This window comes from Arthrobacter sp. ATA002, from assembly GCF_026898095.1.
In the GTDB taxonomy this organism is placed as follows: Bacteria; Actinomycetota; Actinomycetes; order Actinomycetales; family Micrococcaceae; genus Arthrobacter_B.
The window spans coordinates 3,283,069-3,298,753 of sequence record NZ_CP114015.1; the positions used below are offsets into that span (position 1 = coordinate 3,283,069).

Consider the following 15,685-nt stretch of genomic DNA (forward strand, 5'->3'; position numbering starts at 1 on the left):
ATCCGCGCTAGGCTCGTCGGAACTCCACCGCCGACTGAGGAGAAGCCATGCGCCGGGCACTGACTGCTTTACTGCTAAGCCTCATCGCACTGACCGGGGGTGCGGCCGCGGCCGCCGCCGTGGCCCCGGACGAGATCATCGTGGAGGACACAGCCGGCGTGCTGGACACCAACACGCTGGTGCCCGCACTGGAGGGCATCGAGTTCCGGGAACCGACCACGGTGGCGGTTTACACCTACAACGGGCCGGAAAACAACGACGACGGCCAGGTCCTCAACGCCGAAGTGCTGCGGTTCGCCCGCGAGGAGCATCCGGACTGGCTGAGCGGGGACGGCCAGAAGTGGGCCGACGGACTGTTCATCTTCGCCCTGGATCCCGTGGGGCGCTGGACCGGAACGTACTACGGCGAGGACCGGAAAATTTCGCTGGACCAGCAGGAGGACATCCGGGAAGAGACCAACGAGCTGTTCGCCGAGGCCAACTGGACCGAAGGAACCATCGCCGCCGTCGAAGAAGCGGCCAAGCTGATCAACCGTCCCTGGTACCTCTCCCCGGGCGCTCTCATCGGCGCCGGAATCGCCGTGCTGGCAGCGCTCGGATCGGTCATCACGTACGTGGCGGTGCGCCGGAACCGGCAGGCCAAAAACCGCAAACTGCTGGCGGAAGCGGATGCCGCCTATGCCAGCGTGACCCGCGACCTGGACGCAACGGAAGTGAACGCCAACACCATCCCGGCGTCTTCGGCCTACGGATCCCGGGTGCTCGAGGAGTACCGGACGTTCATGAGCCGCTACAACAAGGCCACCGAACTTAACAACGCCGCACATGCCCTTGCGGACAAGGAGTTGAAAAACAAGCCCAGTACCGCCGCCGTGGAAAATTATGCCGACGCCGCCATGGAACTGGATGCGCTGGATGACGTCATTGCGGACACCAACGCCCTGCTCAACAAGGCTCCGGGATGGGAACGCGCCTGGGACCGGCAGGCCGGCCCGCTCAACGAGGACCTGGACCGGCTCGATGAACAGCTCGACGGCAAGGATGCCCTAGAAAAGGACTCCGCCACCGCCCAGGCGCTGCGCGCATTCCGGCAGCAGGCCCGCGAAGGGCTGGCCGCTGCCGCCGCCGGCCTCTCCGACGGCCGCATCACGCCCGAGCAGGCGCTGGACCGGATCAAGGCCAGCCGCGCGGAGCTCTCCGACCTGCTCAAAGACCACGCGCAAACCGTCATCGCAGCCCGGGCGAAGTCCGGCGAAGAACGCAAACTCATGCAGGAGGAGCTGGACAAGGCAGCCACCCCCGGGATCCGAAACCGCAGCGGCTACCGGCCGGGCATCGTGGACACTGCGTTCCCGGCGTACTTTTACTATTCCGTGGGCAGCTTCAGTTCCGGCATCGAGGAGGGCACCAGCAGCGTGGAGCGGGCCCGCTCCGCGGCGCAGAGTTCCTCCACCGGTTACGGCAGTTCAGGCGGCAGCTTCTCCGGGGCGGGCAGTTCCGGAAGGTTCTGAGAAATCACTTGTAGTACTAGTTGGCTAACTTGTACTATAAGTGAACTCCGTCACTTAGATAAGGACCGCAATGCCCTACGCCGTTGATGCCATCCGACACGTGAAACTCTCCACCGCGACGCTTCCGCTCACCACCCCCATCTCCGACGCCAAGGTCTTCACCGGCCGGCAGAAGCCGATGACGGAAGTCGTTTTCCTCTTCGCGGAAATCACCACCGAACAGGGGCACCAGGGACTGGGCTTCAGCTACTCCAAGCGGGCAGGCGGACCGGCCCAGTACGCACACGCCAAAGAAGTGGCCGAGGGAATGCTGGGGGAAGATCCCAACGACATTGGCCGGATCTACACCAAGCTGCTCTGGGCCGGAGCTTCGGTGGGCCGCTCCGGCGTCGCCACCCAGGCACTGGCTGCCCTGGACATTGCCCTGTATGACCTCAAGGCAAAGCGTGCCGGCCTGCCGCTGGCGAAGCTGCTCGGCTCCTACCGCGATTCGGTGCGCACCTACAACACCTCCGGCGGCTTCCTGAACGCGTCCCTGGAGGAGGTCAAGGACCGCGCGAGCCAGTCCATCGAAGAAGGCATCGGCGGCATCAAGATCAAGGTGGGGCTGCCGGATTCGGCGGAGGACCTGCGCCGGGTTGCGGGCGTGCGCGAGCACATTGGCCCCGATGTCCCCCTCATGGTGGATGCCAACCAGCAGTGGGACCGCAGCACGGCCCTGCGCTTGGGCCGCCGGCTGGAGGTGTTCGACCTCACCTGGATCGAAGAACCCCTGGACGCCTACGACGCCGAGGGCCACGCGCAGCTGGCGCGCGCCCTGGACACGCCGATCGCCACGGGAGAGATGCTGGCCTCGGTGGCCGAGCACGAGCGCCTAATCGCTCTCGGTTCCTGCGACATTATCCAGCCGGACGCCCCGCGGGTGGGCGGGATTACCCAGTTCCTGCGGCTGGCTACCCTGGCGGATCAGCGCGGCCTGGACCTGGCCCCGCACTTCGCGATGGAAATCCACCTGCACCTGGCGGCGGCCTACCCGCGCGAGGCCTGGGTGGAGCACTTTGACTGGCTGGACCCGCTGTTCAACGAGCGGCTGGAGACCAAGGGCGGGCGCATGCTGGTGCCGGACCGGCCCGGCCTCGGGGTGAGCCTGAGCGAGCAGGCCCGCGCCTGGACCACCGACAGCGTGCAGTTCGGGCTTGCCTGAGCCGCATGCGGGGAGGAAGACACCCGGCTGAGGGCCACCGCCGCTGTGGAAGCATGGAATGATGAACCCGAATCTGACCAGCTCCCTCATCGGGCACCTCCGCAGCAGCATTATCAGCGGCACCATCGCGCCCGGCCAAAAGCTGCCCAGCGAAAATGCCCTGATCGCGGAGCATGGTGTTAGCCGCACTGTGGTCCGCGAGGCCATCACCCGACTGCAGGCGGAGGGCCTCGTGTATACCCGCCGGGGCAGCGGCAGCTTCGCTCTGACGCCCCCGGCGGTGGAGGCGGCATCCCTGCAGCCGGTTGGACAGGTGCGGACGCTTGAGGAGCGCCGGCATTTGATGGACTACCGGGCCGGGCTCGAAAGTGAAGCTGCCGCGTTGGCCGCACGCCGGCGTTCGGAAGATCAGCTGCGGGCGCTTCGCGGCTGCCTGGCGGCGTTCAACCAGGCAGCCGGCAGTCCTGCCGAGTCGCTCCGGCACGATTTCACTTTCCACCGCACCGTCGCTGAAGCGAGCGGCAATCCCTTTATGGTGCACGCCGTCGGCAGCCTCGGCCCCGCCATGATTGCGATGCCCCGCCAACGGCTGGACCTGCGCGGAGGCACCGCCGAAGATGTCCGTCTCGCCCAGGTTTCCGTGGAGCACGATGCTGTCGTGGCCGCAATCGAGGCCGGCGATGCCGTCGCCGCTGCTGCGGCGATGCGCACCCACCTGGCGAACTCAAAACACCGGCTCGGGCAGGAAACCCATCCGGCTGAGCGCGGTTGATCTGACATCACCACAGACACCACCGACTCTTATAAGCGAGGAAACACATGCCCGAATCCCAGCAGCCGGAGCACTTCGACGCCGTGGTCATAGGAGCCGGGATCATGGGCGCCACTCTGGCCAGTTTACTGAGCCGGCTTGAACCGCAATGGCGTATTGCCGTCCTGGAGCGTTTACCGGAGGCAGGCCTGGAAAGCTCCCACGCGTGGAACAACGCCGGGACGGGTCACGCCGGGCTGTGCGAATTCAACTACACCCCCCGTGGCGCCGACGGCAGTGTTGATGTTTCGAGTGCGCTGACAATTAATGCGCAGTTCCAGCAGTCCTGCGAGTACTGGGCGCATCTTGCCCGGGACGGCAGGCTTGGGAACCCCGGCGGCGTCATCCGCCCGATTCCGCATCACAGCTTTGGCCAGGGGTCCTTTGGTGTCGGGTACCTCCGTGCGCGGCATCAGGCGATGTCGGCCCACCCGCCCTTCGCGGCCATGGAGTACACCGAAGATCCGGAGTTGATCGCACAATGGCTGCCGCTGATGTTTGACGGCCGGCCGGCGGACGAGCAGGTGGCGGCAACCCGGGTCGTCAACGGAACGGACGTGGATTACGGCGCGCTGGCACGGCGGCTGCTCGCGGATGCTGCGGGCAACGGAGTGGAAATCCGGCTGAGTGAGGAAGTGACAGGAGTCTCCCGGGGAAACCCGGGATGGACCATCACATCACGGTCACCGGCAGGCATCCGAAAAACAACGAGCCCGTATGTCTTCCTTGGCGCGGGCGGAGCAACCTTGCGCCTGCTGCAGCTCGCAGGTATCCCGGAGACCCGCTCTTTCGGCGGGTTCCCCATCAGTGGGTGTTTCTACCGCACCTCCAAACCCGAGCTGTTGCAGCGCCATCGTGCCAAGGTCTATGGCCACGCTGCCGAAGGTGTCCCGCCCATCTCAGTTCCACATCTTGATTCCCGTTTCGTTGACGGACAGGAATACCTGATGTTCGGTCCGTACGGGGCCTTTTCTCCGCGGTTCCTAAAGAGCGGTTCCCTGTGGGATCTGGCCCGTTCCATCCGGCCGGCCAACCTGCCCACTCTGCTGTCGGCGGCCCGTGACAACTTCCCGATGGTGGCCTATCTCGTGCGCCAGATCCTGCAAGGCCCCGGGACAGGTTCTCCGAGCTGCGCCGGTTTGTGCCGGACGCCGATCCGGCGGACTGGGAATGGATCACCGCGGGCCAGCGCGTGCAGGTCGTCAAAACAGTTAAGGGCAAGGGAACCATTGCCGGCTTTGGCACCGAGGTCGTGACCTCCGGGGACGGGTCCCTCGCCGCCCTGCTCGGGGCTTCACCCGGGGCCTCCGCGTCGGTGTGCATCATCTTGGATGTGCTTCACGCAAGTTTTCCCAAGCGGTTTGCGCAGTGGGAATACGCGCTCCGCGGCATGATTCCTTCGTATGGTGCCGAACCGCAGGACGATCCGGCAGAGGCCTCGGAACGGTGGCGGAGGATGGCGCGGGCCCTTCATCTGGACCGCACGGAGAAGCCGGAAGCGGAAACACATTCGGCGCCGCCAAGCTAATTCCGGCATCGCCATGCTAAATGGCAAAGGAACGGGTCCCCGGCTGTCTGAACTGCCGGGGACCCGTTGCTTTCCGCTGTGGCTTGAAGGGGAGGAGGACGTTACGGCGTTTCGGCGGCTTTGACCGCGAGCACCGGCCGGTCTGCCTGCAGCAGAATCCTCTGGGCAGCGGAGCCCATGATGAACTTGCCCACCTGGGACCGCTGACGAAGGCCAATCACGATGAGGGAGACATCGTGGGCGCGGGCCAGGTCCAGGATTTCCTCGGCCAAATCATCCGTGTGCGTGGACTGCAGGACAGTGACCTGCACGCCGGCGGCGCTGCTCGCTTCCGCCAGGCGCTTGAGGTCCGACGGCGTGGCTACGCCTTTTTCCACCAGTGCGCCCTGCCTGCTGGAGTTCACGATCAGCAGTTCCTCCCCGCGCAGCTTGGCTTCGGCGATGGCGGCAGCGGCCGCCGCCTCACCTACCGGGCTGGGGACGTATCCGACGAGAATGCTCATACTGTTTCCTTAGGTTGGGCCGGCGCCTCAGCGGCGTTCCTGCGGCGGCGAAGCATGGACTGGATGAGGGGAAGAACGGCCACGAACACGAAGACCACCAGCAGCGAAGCGGAAATCGGCCGGCCAAAGAAGCCCAGGACGTCACCGTCCAGGACCAGGAGCGAACGCCGCAGCGAGGACTCCAGCAGCGAACCGAGAACGAAGGCCAGCACCAGCGGGCCGGGCTCGAAACCAAATTTCTTCATCAGGTAGCCGACGGCTCCGAAGAAGACCACCAGCAGCACGTCGAACATCGAATTGTTAATCGTGTAGGCACCGAGCATGGTGATGAGTGCCGTAATCGGAGCCAGGATTGCTGCCCGGACGCGCAGGATGCGGATGAAGATGCCCACCAGCGGAATGGACATCAGCAGCAGCAGGATGTTGCCGATGTACATCGAGTTGATGACGCCCCAGAACAGTTCGGGATCATTTTCCACCAGCTGCGGTCCGGGCGTGACGCCCTGGATGAGCAGCGCACCGAACATCAGCGCCATGGTGGCGTTGGCGGGAATGCCCAGGGTCAGCAGCGGAATGAACGAACTGGTGGCCGCAGCGTTGTTGGCGGTCTCGGGTCCGGCCACGCCTTCGACGGCGCCGCGGCCGAAGCGTGAGGGATCCTTGGCGCGCTTCTTCTCCACGGCATAGGCCGCCATGGAAGCGATCGTGGCGCCTCCGCCGGGCAGGATGCCGAGGAAGAAGCCCATGACGGATCCGCGTCCAATGGCACCGGAGGACTGTTTGAGGTCCTTCCGGGACGGCCACACGTTGCCGACCTTGGCCGGCACTGAAGCGGCCCGGTGGCGTTCCTCGAGGCTGTGCAGGATTTCGCCCAGTCCGAACAGGCCCATGGCCACGGGGACGAAGTCGATGCCGTCGGCCAGGTTGAGGTTGCCGAAGGTGAACCGTTCGGCGCCCGTGAAGGAGTCGCGGCCGACAGTGGCCAGCAGCAGGCCGATGCCCGCGGCGATCAATGCCTTGATCTTGCCGCCGTTGCTGATCGTGGCGACCAGCAGGATGCCAAGCAAAGCCAGGGCGGTGTATTCGGGCGGTCCGAAGTCCAGGGCGAAGCCCGCAACCAGCGGCGCCAGGAAGGTAAGGCCGATGATCGCCACGGTTCCGCCGATGAAGGAGCCGACGGCGGCAATGCCCAGCGCGGTTCCGGCCCGTCCCTGTTTGGCCATCATGTAGCCGTCAAAGACTGTGACGACCGAACTGGCTTCGCCCGGAAGGCGGAGCAGGACCGAGGTGATGGTGCCGCCGTACTGGGCGCCGTAGAAGATGCCCGAGAGCATGATGATCGCGGTGACCGGTTCAATGCCGTAGGTCAGCGGCAGCAGGATGGCGATCGTGGCGGCGGGGCCAAGCCCCGGAGCACACCGATCAGCATGCCGATGACAACGCCTATCAGGCAGTAGAGCAGGTTGGTGGGGTCAAGGACAACGGTGAAACCGTTCAAGACCGGCTGAAGGAAATCCATGTTGAATCGTGCTCGTTTCCGCTAAAACAGGTGGGGAATGGACGTTCCCAAACCCAGGACGAAAATGCCGTAGAACGCTGCAACCACGAGCAGTGAATAGAGGACCGCTGAACGCCACGTTTCGCCGCCCAGGAACTTCATCCAGACCAGGCTCAGCAGCAGGGAGGGTATCTCAAACCCGATCACCGGCATCAGGAACGCCAGCCCCAGCAGGGTGCCGAACCCGAACAGCGGGAAGAGCGAAAAGCGCGAGAACTTTTCCCCGTCGCCGCCGCCCCGTCCGGTGAACACCTGGGCCACGGCCAGGACGAGCACGACCAGGCTGACAATGAACGGCCACATGCCCGGCTCGGGCTGTGCCGGGGCACCGAGCCCAAGGCCCAGGGACAGGACGATGCCAACGGCGCCAATGGCGGCAGCGACCAGCGATGAGACGGTGTTCGCCGTTCCGCCTGCGGACGGCGGGGCATCAGCTTCCCAGCGGGCGGCCAGCTCTTCCGGGGTGAGGGCGTCGTCGGTCAGCAGCGGGTCGCCGACCGCAGCCGCGCCGCCGGGATGCGGCTCTGTGGGGTGTGGGTCTTGCTTCATGGGGCTCCTGGAAACTGGAACGGCGTCCGTTGGCTGCCCGGCTTCGATGATGCAGCCAACGGACCGTGGGGTGCGGAATCAGTTCCCGGACAGGGAAATGTCCAGCTCTTCGGTCAGCGACCGGTACCGGTCACCGAGAGCGGTCCACTCGGTGACGACTTCCTCGCCGGAAATCACCTTGGGGGTCAACAGGCTCTTTTCGTTGAACTCCGTGTACTGCTGCTCTTCGACGGCGGCTTCCAGTCCTTCGACCAGCCGGGCCTTTACGTCCTCGGGCAGGCCCTTGGGCGCTGCGATGGCACGGTACTGGGCCACGGGAACGTCATACCCCTCTTCGACGGCGGTGGGGACATCGGGCAGGAAGGTGTTGCGCTCGGAGGAGAAGACCACCACGGGAATGACCTTGCCGGCATCGATCTGCGGCTTGGCCTCGCCCAGCTGGATGGTGGCGAGCTGCACCTGGTTGCCGAGCACTGCGGTCAGCGCCGGATTGCCGGAGTCGAACGGAACCTCGGTTCCGGTGATGCCGGCCTGCTTGAACAGCACGCTCTGGGCCAGCTGGGATCCGGTGCCTACGCCCGCGGTGCCGTAGGTGAAGTCCACCGGGCTGTTGACGATGTCGTCCACCGTCTTCACCCCGGCGTCCGGGCTGGCCACCAGCACGTAGTCGTCCTGGGACAGTCCCATCAGGACATCAAGGTCGGCGATGTCAACAGCTTCGTCTTCGGAAACAGCCAGCGGGGTGATGGTGATGAGCGAGGCGTTGAGCATCAGCAGGTTGTAGCCGTCGGCGTTCTTGCCGCTGACTTCCTGAGTGGCCAGGGCGCCGTTGGCGCCGGGTTTGTTGACTACGGGAACGGCGACGCCGAGGTCCTTGCCCAGGCCGTCGGCAACTGACCGTGCCACCAGGTCGCTGGATCCGCCGGCGGCCTGGCCAACCGTGAGTGTGACCGGCCCGGAGGGGTATTCCTGCGAGGAATCGCCGGTGCCGACGTTGCCGCCGCAGGCGGTGAGGGCCAGGAGCATCGAAGCGGCGGCGGTGCCGATGACGGTGCGGGTGGAGAAGCGTTTCATGGGGTCTCCCAGGTGAGGTGAGGAAAAGATGCCGGGCCGGAAATACCTGTTGCAGTGTGGCCCTGATCACTGAGTGTAAAAAACCACTATGATGCATGTCCAAGGCCAATACGGCATTGAGTAATACCCGAAAGGCATCATGTTCACACTGGATCAAGCGCGTAGCTTCATCACCGTGGCCGAGGAGCTGCACTTCGGACGGGCTGCCCAGCGCCTCAATATGACCCAGCCTCCGCTCAGCCGGCAAATCCAGAAGCTGGAGCGGGAAGTGGGCGTGGAACTGCTGGAGCGCGACAAACGCAAAGTGGTCCTGACCGCCGGCGGGCGGGCCTTCCTCGAGGAGGCACGAAAGCTCGTCTCCGCCGCTGACCGCGCCCCGCACACCGCCCGGCGAATGGCCCGGGGCAGTGCCGGCATCATCCGGATCGGCTTCACGGCAGCCTCCGGCTACAGCCTGCTGGGACCGATGCTGCAGGAAATCGCCGAAGCCCTCCCCGGCGTCGAGGTGGAGCTGCAGGAGCTCGTGACGGGCGAACAGATCCAGGCCCTCTCGCGCGGAGACTTGGATCTGGGGCTGGCCAGGCCTCCCATTGACACTGAGCGCTTCGATTCGCACCTTCTGCTCTCCGAGGACCTTCGGCTGGCCGTTCCCGCGGGCCATTCCCTGGATGCCCTGAACCGGCCGGTCACTGCCGCAGACCTCCGCGACACCCCGCTGATCATGCACTCCCCCACCAAAGCGCGGTACTTCTACGATCTTGCCGTGCGCCTGCTGCCGATCGAGCACCACAACGTTATCCACACCGTCAGCCAGATCCTGACCATGGTTGCCTTGGTGGCTGCCGGCCGCGGGGTGGCCGTGGTGCCCGAGTCGGCGCGCGTCCTCCAACTGGACGGTGTCTCCTATCTGCCTCTGGCGGAGGTGGCCTCCGACGTCGTGCAGCTGCACGCCATCTGGAACCGGGATGCCGCCAACCCGGCACTGGCCCGGGTCTTGGAAGTGCTGCACGCCCCCGGCTCCTGATCAGCCATGACAATACCTTTTAAGCATCTGTTCATATAAAAGAGGGCTTGGACAGGCATCACAAACGCTTCCTAGGCTGGGTTCCATCCCGTATCCGCCGAACCGGCACCTCTGCTAAGGAACGATGCACCATGGCGCAGTACACGCCCTCCGAACTAGCCAATACCCTCAAAGACGGACTTCTCTCCTTCCCGGTGACCGCGTTCGACGCCGACCTGCAGCTTGACGAGGCAAAGTACCGCGAGCATCTGGCCTGGCAGGCCAGCTTCGGTGTTGCGGGCCTGTTCGCAGCGGGCGGCACCGGCGAAGGATTCAGCCTGACGCCCCTGGAACTCGAGCGGACCGTCACCATCGCCGTCGAAGAGGCAGGTTCCATGGTTCCGGTGCTCGCGTCCGTGGGCGGTTCCACGGCCCAGGCCGTGGCCGCGGCCCGTGCCGCCGAAGCAGCTGGCGCAGAGGGGCTGCTTCTGCTCCCGCCGTACCTGACCGAATGTGACCAGGCCGGCCTCGCGGCTCACGTGGACGCGGTGACCAGCGCCGTCGGCATTGGCGTCATCGTCTACAACCGGGCGAACGCACGCTACGATGCCCGCACGGTGGCCGGACTGGCCGAGCGCCACGGGAACTTCATCGGCTTCAAGGACGGCGTCGGCGACATTGAGCACCTGACCAAGGTGTACGCCGCCAACGGCGACCGCCTCTTCTATCTCGGCGGCCTGCCCACGGCGGAAACCTTCGCGCTGCCCCTGCTGCAGCTGGGGATGAGCACCTACTCCTCCGCCATGTACAACTTTGTTCCCGAGTTCGCCCTCGAGTTCTACCGTGACGTCCGCAACCAGGACCGCAATGCCGTTACGGAAAAGCTGAACCGCTTTGTCCTGCCCTACATTGAAATCCGTGACCGGGTCAAGGGCTACGGGGTTTCCATCGTCAAGGGCGGGCTGAAGGCCGTGGGCCGGGACGCCGGTTCTGTGCGCCCGCCGCTGCAGGACCTCACCGAGCAGGACCTGTCCGACCTGACGGACCTCATTTCCCGGGCCGGCGTTGGCTCTGCCGCCGCCGCAGTCCGGGCCTGATTCCACCGACGACCAAGGAGCACCAATGACTGAGCAGTCCCTCACCGGCCATTCCATCATCGCCGGCCAGACCGTGACCGGCCGGGGCGGCACCGCTTCCGGCGTTAACCCGGCCACCGGCGAGAACCTCGAGCCCGAATACTCCCTGCTGGACACCACGCAGCTGGCCGCCGCTACGGCCGCGGCACAGGACGCCTATGCCTCCTTCAGCACGCTGGATCCGGAAACCCACGCCTCCTTCCTGGAACGGATCGCGGACAACATCGAGGCAGCCGGTCCCGCCCTGGTGGAACGGGCCATGGCCGAAACAGGTCTCCCGGAAGCACGCATCACCGGCGAACGCGCCCGCACCACAGGCCAGCTGCGGCTTTTCGCCTCCGTCGTCCGGCAGGGCGACTTCCGCGGCGTCCGGGTTGATCCCGCCATGCCCGGACGCACCCCTCTGCCCCGGGCGGACATCCGCCAGCGCAAGATTCCCGTGGGTCCTGTAGCCGTTTTTGGCGCGAGCAATTTCCCGCTGGCCTTCTCCACAGCCGGCGGTGACACCGCCTCCGCCCTGGCGGCCGGGTGCCCCGTCATCGTCAAGGCCCACAACGCCCACCCCGGCACCGGAGAAATCACCGGCCGGGCGATCACCGACGCCGTCCGCGATCTGGGCCTGCATCCGGGTGTCTTCTCCCTGGTCTACGGCCCCGGCGCCGTCATTGGCCAGGCCCTGGCGACGGACCCCGCGGTCAAGGCCGTGGGCTTCACCGGCTCCCGCTCCGGCGGCATGGCCCTGGTCACGGCAGCGGCCAACCGTCCCGAACCCATCCCCGTGTATGCGGAAATGAGCTCCATCAATCCGGTGTTCGTGTTCGAGGGCGCCCTGGCGGACGACGCCGAGGCTCTCGGCAGTGCCTACGTCACCTCGGTCACCGGCTCCTCCGGGCAGCTGTGCACGGCTCCGGGCCTGCTCTTTGCGCCCGCCGGAGCGGCAGGAGACCGCTTTGTTGCCGCCGTCGAACAGGCCGTGAAGGCAGCCGCGGGACAGACCATGCTGACGCAGGGAATCGCCGCGTCCTGGCAGGAGGGCGTCACCACCCTGGCCGGCGAGGCCGGCGTCGAATTGCTGGCCGCTGGCACCGAGGGCAGCACCCTCAATGCGCCGGCTCCGTCCATTTTCTCCACCGACGCGGAAACGTTCCTCGCCAATGATGCGCTTCAGGCCGAGATCTTCGGTGCCGCTTCGCTGGTGATCCGGTACTCCTCGGCGGGTGAACTGGCGGACGCCGTAGAGAGCATGGAGGGACAGCTGACCGCTTCCCTGCACCTGGCCGAGGCGGACTATCCGGCAGCACGCGAACTCCTGCCGGTCCTGGAACGGCGGGTCGGCAGGATCCTCGTCAACGGCTGGCCCACCGGGGTGGAAGTTGGCCATGCCATGGTCCACGGTGGCCCCTTCCCCGCGACCTCCGACGGCCGCAGCACCTCGGTGGGAACCCTGGCTGTCGACCGGTTCCTCCGCCCCGTGGCCTACCAGAACATCCCCGATGCGCTCCTGCCTATCCCCCTGCAGCAGGATAACCCGTGGAAACTGAACCGGCTGGTGGACGGCACCATGGAATACGCCGGAGGCAACGCATGACCGCACAGCCGTCCATCACCGCCGTCGAGGTGGTACCGGTCGCCGGACACGACTCCATGCTGCTGAACCTCTCCGGTGCACACGGTCCCTTCTTCACCCGCAATATCGTGATCGTCACCGATTCCGACGGGCGGACCGGGCTCGGTGAGGTTCCGGGCGGGGAGAACATCCGCCGCACCATCGAGGAGGCCGGGGACCTGATCACCGGCCAGCCGGTGGCCAGGTTCCGCACCCTGCTGCGGCAAATCGCGGCAGCGTTTGCCGGCCGTGACGCCGGCGGACGCGGGCTGCAGACCTTCGATCTGCGCACCACGGTGCACGCGGTAACCGGTCTCGAATCCGCACTGCTGGATTTGCAGGGCCAGTTTCTGGGCGTTCCCGTCGCCGAACTCCTTGGCGACGGCCAGCAGCGCAGCGCCGTGCCCATGCTGGGCTACCTCTTTTTCATTGGCAATCCGGATTCCACCGACCTGCCGTACCTTCGGGAAACGGCAGCGGCAGGAAACTGGGAGCGGCTGCGGCGCGAAGAAGCCATGACCCCCAAGGCCGTGGTGGCCCTGGCCGAGGCCGCCGCCGAGAAGTACGGTTTCACCGACTTCAAGCTCAAGGGAGGGGTTCTAGACGGAGACACCGAGGTTGATGCGGTCCTAGCCCTGAAAGAACGTTTTCCGGCGGCCCGAATTACCCTGGATCCCAACGGCGGCTGGCTCCTGGCCGATGCCATCCGGCTGGGCCGGCGGATGGAAGGCGCGGTGGCGTACGCCGAAGACCCCTGTGGAGCCGAAGGACGCTACTCCGGCCGCGAAATCATGGCCGAGTTCCGCCGGGCCACCGGCCTGCGGACCGCCACCAACATGATCGCCACCGACTGGCGGGAAATGTCCCACGCCGTACGCACGAACGCGGTGGACATTCCGCTGGCTGATCCGCACTTCTGGACCATGGCCGGTTCCGTCCGGGTTGCCCAGCTGTGCTCCGAGTTCGGGCTCACCTGGGGCTCGCATTCGAACAACCACTTCGATATCTCGCTGGCCATGTTCACCCAGGTGGGGGCGGCGGCTCCGGGAGAGATCACCGCGCTGGACACGCACTGGATCTGGCAGGACGGACAGGGACTGACCCTGGAGCCGCTGGAAATCCGGGGCGGCGAAATCCAGGTCCCGGACAAGCCCGGGCTGGGCGTCGAGCTGGACCGCAGCAGGCTCAACGAAGCCCACCAGCTCTACCTTAAGCACGGGCTGGGCAGCCGGGATGACGCCGCCGCCATGCAGTACCTTGTACCGGGATGGTCGTTCGATCCGAAACGTCCCTGCCTGGTCCGCTAGGCACCGGCCGCCGGCGGGTGTTCCGCCGGCGGCCGTCCACCCGTAACGATCCGGAGTGCTCCGGAAATTGGAGTTCCCGCCGTGCTGGGCGTTATTGAGGGCTTTGCCATTGTCATGATCATCGCGGTGGTGGGCTACGTCTTCGCGGCCCTTCGCCGGAACGGGGACAGCGACCCCAAGACCGCCCTCACTTCAGTCATTTACTACGTCACCAATCCGGCGCTGATGTTCATCCTTCTGGCCGAGGCTCCGGTGGACGAGGTGCTGCGCACTTTCGCTCCGGCGGCGCTGCTCATCGCAGTGGCCTGCGGAGCGCTGTATGCGGGCCTTTCCTTTGTCTTCTTCCGCCGCAGCGCCGCCGACGCGGCGGTGGGCGCCATGAGCTCCTCCTACGCGAACGCGGGAAACATCGGCCTGCCCATTGCGCTGTACGCCGTCGGCAGCTCAACCCCCGTGGTATCCGTGCTGGTGGCCCAGCTGCTGATCCTCGCTCCCGCCTACATTGCCGTTTTCAGTTTCACCGGCCGGCGCCGCGCCGCTGCTGCCTCCGGGCCCGGCGCGCTGGCAGCGGGCCGCCGGAGCCGGGCACGCCCGCTGGCGCTGCTCTCCGCCGTCGTGCGCCCCTTCGCCAACCCCGTGACGCTGGCGACACTCGCGGGCCTGGCCGCAGCGCTGACCGGTTTCCGGCTGCCCCCTGTCCTGTGGGAACCTGTGTCGCTGCTGGGGCACGCCTCAGTGCCGCTGCTCCTGCTGACCTTCGGCATGAGCCTGCACGGCCAGCGTCCGCTGGGAACCCCCGGTGTGCGCACCGAAGTTCTGGTCTCGTCCGCGGTGAAGCTGCTGGCCGCTCCCCTCCTGGGCTATGCCGTGGGACGCTGGATTTTCGGATTGGAAGGCCTGGACCTGTTCGGAGTCGTGGTCATGAGTGCGCTGCCCACGGCACAGAACGTCTATCTCTTCTCCCACCAGTTCGGCATGAAATCCGTCATTGCCCGCGACGTCGTTTTCCTGACCTCGTTCCTGTCCTTCCCGGTCATCCTGCTGGCTGCCGTCCTGCTGGCCTGACGGCGTCCCCTTAGCCGGAATGGTGCCGGGAAGCGCCGGAATGAGCCGGGATCCGCCGTGCCCGGTCGCCGCGGGAGCCGCCGGAATCCCGCCCGCGAACCGCTGCCGCACCATGCTGCACCGGGGGATTCCCGCGTGCCGAACCGGCAGCGGGCCGGGAAGCGGCCGCTGCGGCCGTCCGGCGCGACACCGCCGCACGCTCCCCCGGCGCCAGGTACCGTATGTGCCGGCCGCTGCTCAGCCGCCGGGCGCTTTGGTTGAGGACCGGCCGCAGCTCCCGCATGCGCGCCTGATAGTTGCGGGCATTGCCCTCGGTTTCCCGCAGGTAGGCGTCACACGCCCGGTGCATTTCCAGCAGCGCCGCAGCAGGCGAGGATGAGCCGGGCCTCAGTTCACTCAGTGTCTCGCGCACCTGCTGCCGGATGTCCGCGACGGCGGAGCGGCACCGGGCAGCGTCAAAATCCGGCTCCGCTGCCCCCGGCCGTGTTTCCGCGAGTGCCCGCTTCAAGTGCACCTGCGTGATCAGGGCCTGCAGTGCCCGCTTCTCACGCGCACCCTGCAGCCAGCGGCCCGCGCCCGCCCAGACCAGCGCGCCGAAGACCGCGCCGATCAAAGTTCCTCCCAGAAAACCCCACATGCCGTGCCCCTTCCCCCACTCCGGGCGGCGGTTCACCTCCACCGCTGAGAGGGAAGAGTACGAACACGGCGGCCCGTGCACCAGAGAGGTTCGGGGAAATCGAAAACCACCTGCTCCGGTGCGTGCCGCAGGCCACGGGCGGCCATGAGATTGCCCGCAGCCTGCGGGCGGGAACCGCCCCGTGGCGGCAAAC

14 protein-coding genes and 1 pseudogene are annotated in these 15,685 nt (G+C 66.3%); 10 read left to right on the forward strand and 5 right to left on the reverse strand.

The genetic code is table 11. The features are described from left to right. The first annotated feature begins 47 nt into the window (after positions 1 to 47). From OL239_RS16210 to OL239_RS16230, 5 genes are all read left to right on the forward strand, one after another. On the forward strand, positions 48 to 1,511 hold the full coding sequence (locus tag OL239_RS16210) for a DUF5129 domain-containing protein (protein WP_268909760.1): 1,464 nt from the start codon (positions 48 to 50) through the stop codon (positions 1,509 to 1,511). A 70-nt stretch (positions 1,512 to 1,581) separates the two neighbouring features. Continuing rightward, on the forward strand, positions 1,582 to 2,715 hold the full coding sequence (locus OL239_RS16215; protein ID WP_268909761.1) for an L-talarate/galactarate dehydratase: 1,134 nt from the start codon (positions 1,582 to 1,584) through the stop codon (positions 2,713 to 2,715). Positions 2,716 to 2,773: 58 nt separating this feature from the next. Further along, a complete protein-coding gene (locus tag OL239_RS16220; RefSeq protein WP_442864164.1) occupies positions 2,774 to 3,487 on the forward strand; it encodes a FadR/GntR family transcriptional regulator in 714 nt (237 codons plus the stop codon). A 47-nt stretch (positions 3,488 to 3,534) separates the two neighbouring features. Continuing rightward, entirely contained in the window at positions 3,535 to 4,782 is a 1,248-nt protein-coding gene (locus tag OL239_RS16225; protein WP_268909762.1) for an FAD-dependent oxidoreductase, read from the forward strand. Further along, positions 4,668 to 5,054 (forward strand): malate:quinone oxidoreductase, encoded by a 387-nt coding sequence (locus tag OL239_RS16230; RefSeq protein WP_268909763.1) that lies wholly within the window; start codon positions 4,668 to 4,670, stop codon positions 5,052 to 5,054. Before OL239_RS16225 ends, OL239_RS16230 begins: the two co-directional genes overlap by 115 nt. A 101-nt stretch (positions 5,055 to 5,155) precedes the next feature. Here the strand turns inward: OL239_RS16230 and OL239_RS16235 are convergent, their stop codons facing one another. The 4 genes and pseudogenes from OL239_RS16235 to OL239_RS16250 form a co-directional block, all read right to left on the reverse strand. Beyond that, on the reverse strand, positions 5,156 to 5,557 hold the full coding sequence (locus OL239_RS16235; RefSeq protein WP_268909764.1) for a universal stress protein: 402 nt from the start codon (positions 5,555 to 5,557) through the stop codon (positions 5,156 to 5,158). Next, positions 5,554 to 7,076 (reverse strand): annotated as a pseudogene (locus OL239_RS16240) (tripartite tricarboxylate transporter permease). The gene OL239_RS16235 and the pseudogene OL239_RS16240 overlap by 4 nt, the downstream one beginning before the upstream one ends. A gap of 21 nt (positions 7,077 to 7,097) precedes the next feature. Then, the gene (locus tag OL239_RS16245; RefSeq protein WP_268909765.1) at positions 7,098 to 7,664 is read right to left on the reverse strand and encodes a tripartite tricarboxylate transporter TctB family protein; all 567 of its coding nucleotides are present in this window, start codon (positions 7,662 to 7,664) and stop codon (positions 7,098 to 7,100) included. Between the two features lie 78 nt (positions 7,665 to 7,742). Beyond that, complete coding sequence (locus OL239_RS16250) at positions 7,743 to 8,738, reverse strand: tripartite tricarboxylate transporter substrate binding protein (RefSeq protein WP_268909766.1); 996 nt, start codon at positions 8,736 to 8,738, stop codon at positions 7,743 to 7,745. A gap of 139 nt (positions 8,739 to 8,877) precedes the next feature. On the opposite strand from OL239_RS16250, the gene OL239_RS16255 reads away from it, so the two are divergent. From OL239_RS16255 to OL239_RS16275, 5 genes are all read left to right on the forward strand, one after another. Continuing rightward, positions 8,878 to 9,762 (forward strand): LysR family transcriptional regulator, encoded by an 885-nt coding sequence (locus tag OL239_RS16255; protein ID WP_268909767.1) that lies wholly within the window; start codon positions 8,878 to 8,880, stop codon positions 9,760 to 9,762. 131 nt (positions 9,763 to 9,893) lie between these two features. Continuing rightward, positions 9,894 to 10,838: a 5-dehydro-4-deoxyglucarate dehydratase gene (gene kdgD / locus OL239_RS16260; protein WP_268909768.1), complete on the forward strand. Its 945-nt coding sequence runs from the start codon at positions 9,894 to 9,896 to the stop codon at positions 10,836 to 10,838. Between the two features lie 25 nt (positions 10,839 to 10,863). Further along, positions 10,864 to 12,465, forward strand: coding sequence for an aldehyde dehydrogenase (NADP(+)) (locus OL239_RS16265; protein ID WP_268909769.1), 1,602 nt, complete (start codon positions 10,864 to 10,866; stop codon positions 12,463 to 12,465). Next, positions 12,462 to 13,790 (forward strand): enolase C-terminal domain-like protein, encoded by a 1,329-nt coding sequence (locus tag OL239_RS16270; RefSeq protein ID WP_268909770.1) that lies wholly within the window; start codon positions 12,462 to 12,464, stop codon positions 13,788 to 13,790. The genes OL239_RS16265 and OL239_RS16270 overlap by 4 nt, the downstream gene beginning before the upstream one ends. 81 nt (positions 13,791 to 13,871) lie before the next feature. Then, positions 13,872 to 14,855: an AEC family transporter gene (locus OL239_RS16275; RefSeq protein ID WP_268909771.1), complete on the forward strand. Its 984-nt coding sequence runs from the start codon at positions 13,872 to 13,874 to the stop codon at positions 14,853 to 14,855. Between the two features lie 10 nt (positions 14,856 to 14,865). Here OL239_RS16275 and OL239_RS16280 read toward each other — a convergent pair whose 3' ends face one another. Then, the gene (locus OL239_RS16280; protein ID WP_268909772.1) at positions 14,866 to 15,492 is read right to left on the reverse strand and encodes a hypothetical protein; all 627 of its coding nucleotides are present in this window, start codon (positions 15,490 to 15,492) and stop codon (positions 14,866 to 14,868) included. Between the last annotated feature and the right edge of the window lie 193 nt (positions 15,493 to 15,685).

What these genes read in the sequence shown, in the direction of transcription:
- OL239_RS16210 (WP_268909760.1), top strand. Translation starts at nt 48, where the DNA reads ATGCGCCGGGCACTGACTGCTTTACTGCTAAGCCTCATCGCACTGACC.
- OL239_RS16215 (WP_268909761.1), top strand. Translation starts at nt 1,582, where the DNA reads ATGCCCTACGCCGTTGATGCCATCCGACACGTGAAACTCTCCACCGCG.
- OL239_RS16220 (WP_442864164.1), top strand. Translation starts at nt 2,774, where the DNA reads ATGATGAACCCGAATCTGACCAGCTCCCTCATCGGGCACCTCCGCAGC.
- OL239_RS16225 (WP_268909762.1), top strand. Translation starts at nt 3,535, where the DNA reads ATGCCCGAATCCCAGCAGCCGGAGCACTTCGACGCCGTGGTCATAGGA.
- OL239_RS16235 (WP_268909764.1), bottom strand. Translation starts at nt 5,557, where the DNA reads ATGAGCATTCTCGTCGGATACGTCCCCAGCCCGGTAGGTGAGGCGGCG.
- OL239_RS16245 (WP_268909765.1), bottom strand. Translation starts at nt 7,664, where the DNA reads ATGAAGCAAGACCCACACCCCACAGAGCCGCATCCCGGCGGCGCGGCT.
- OL239_RS16250 (WP_268909766.1), bottom strand. Translation starts at nt 8,738, where the DNA reads ATGAAACGCTTCTCCACCCGCACCGTCATCGGCACCGCCGCCGCTTCG.
- OL239_RS16255 (WP_268909767.1), top strand. Translation starts at nt 8,878, where the DNA reads ATGTTCACACTGGATCAAGCGCGTAGCTTCATCACCGTGGCCGAGGAG.
- kdgD (WP_268909768.1), top strand. Translation starts at nt 9,894, where the DNA reads ATGGCGCAGTACACGCCCTCCGAACTAGCCAATACCCTCAAAGACGGA.
- OL239_RS16265 (WP_268909769.1), top strand. Translation starts at nt 10,864, where the DNA reads ATGACTGAGCAGTCCCTCACCGGCCATTCCATCATCGCCGGCCAGACC.
- OL239_RS16270 (WP_268909770.1), top strand. Translation starts at nt 12,462, where the DNA reads ATGACCGCACAGCCGTCCATCACCGCCGTCGAGGTGGTACCGGTCGCC.
- OL239_RS16280 (WP_268909772.1), bottom strand. Translation starts at nt 15,492, where the DNA reads ATGTGGGGTTTTCTGGGAGGAACTTTGATCGGCGCGGTCTTCGGCGCG.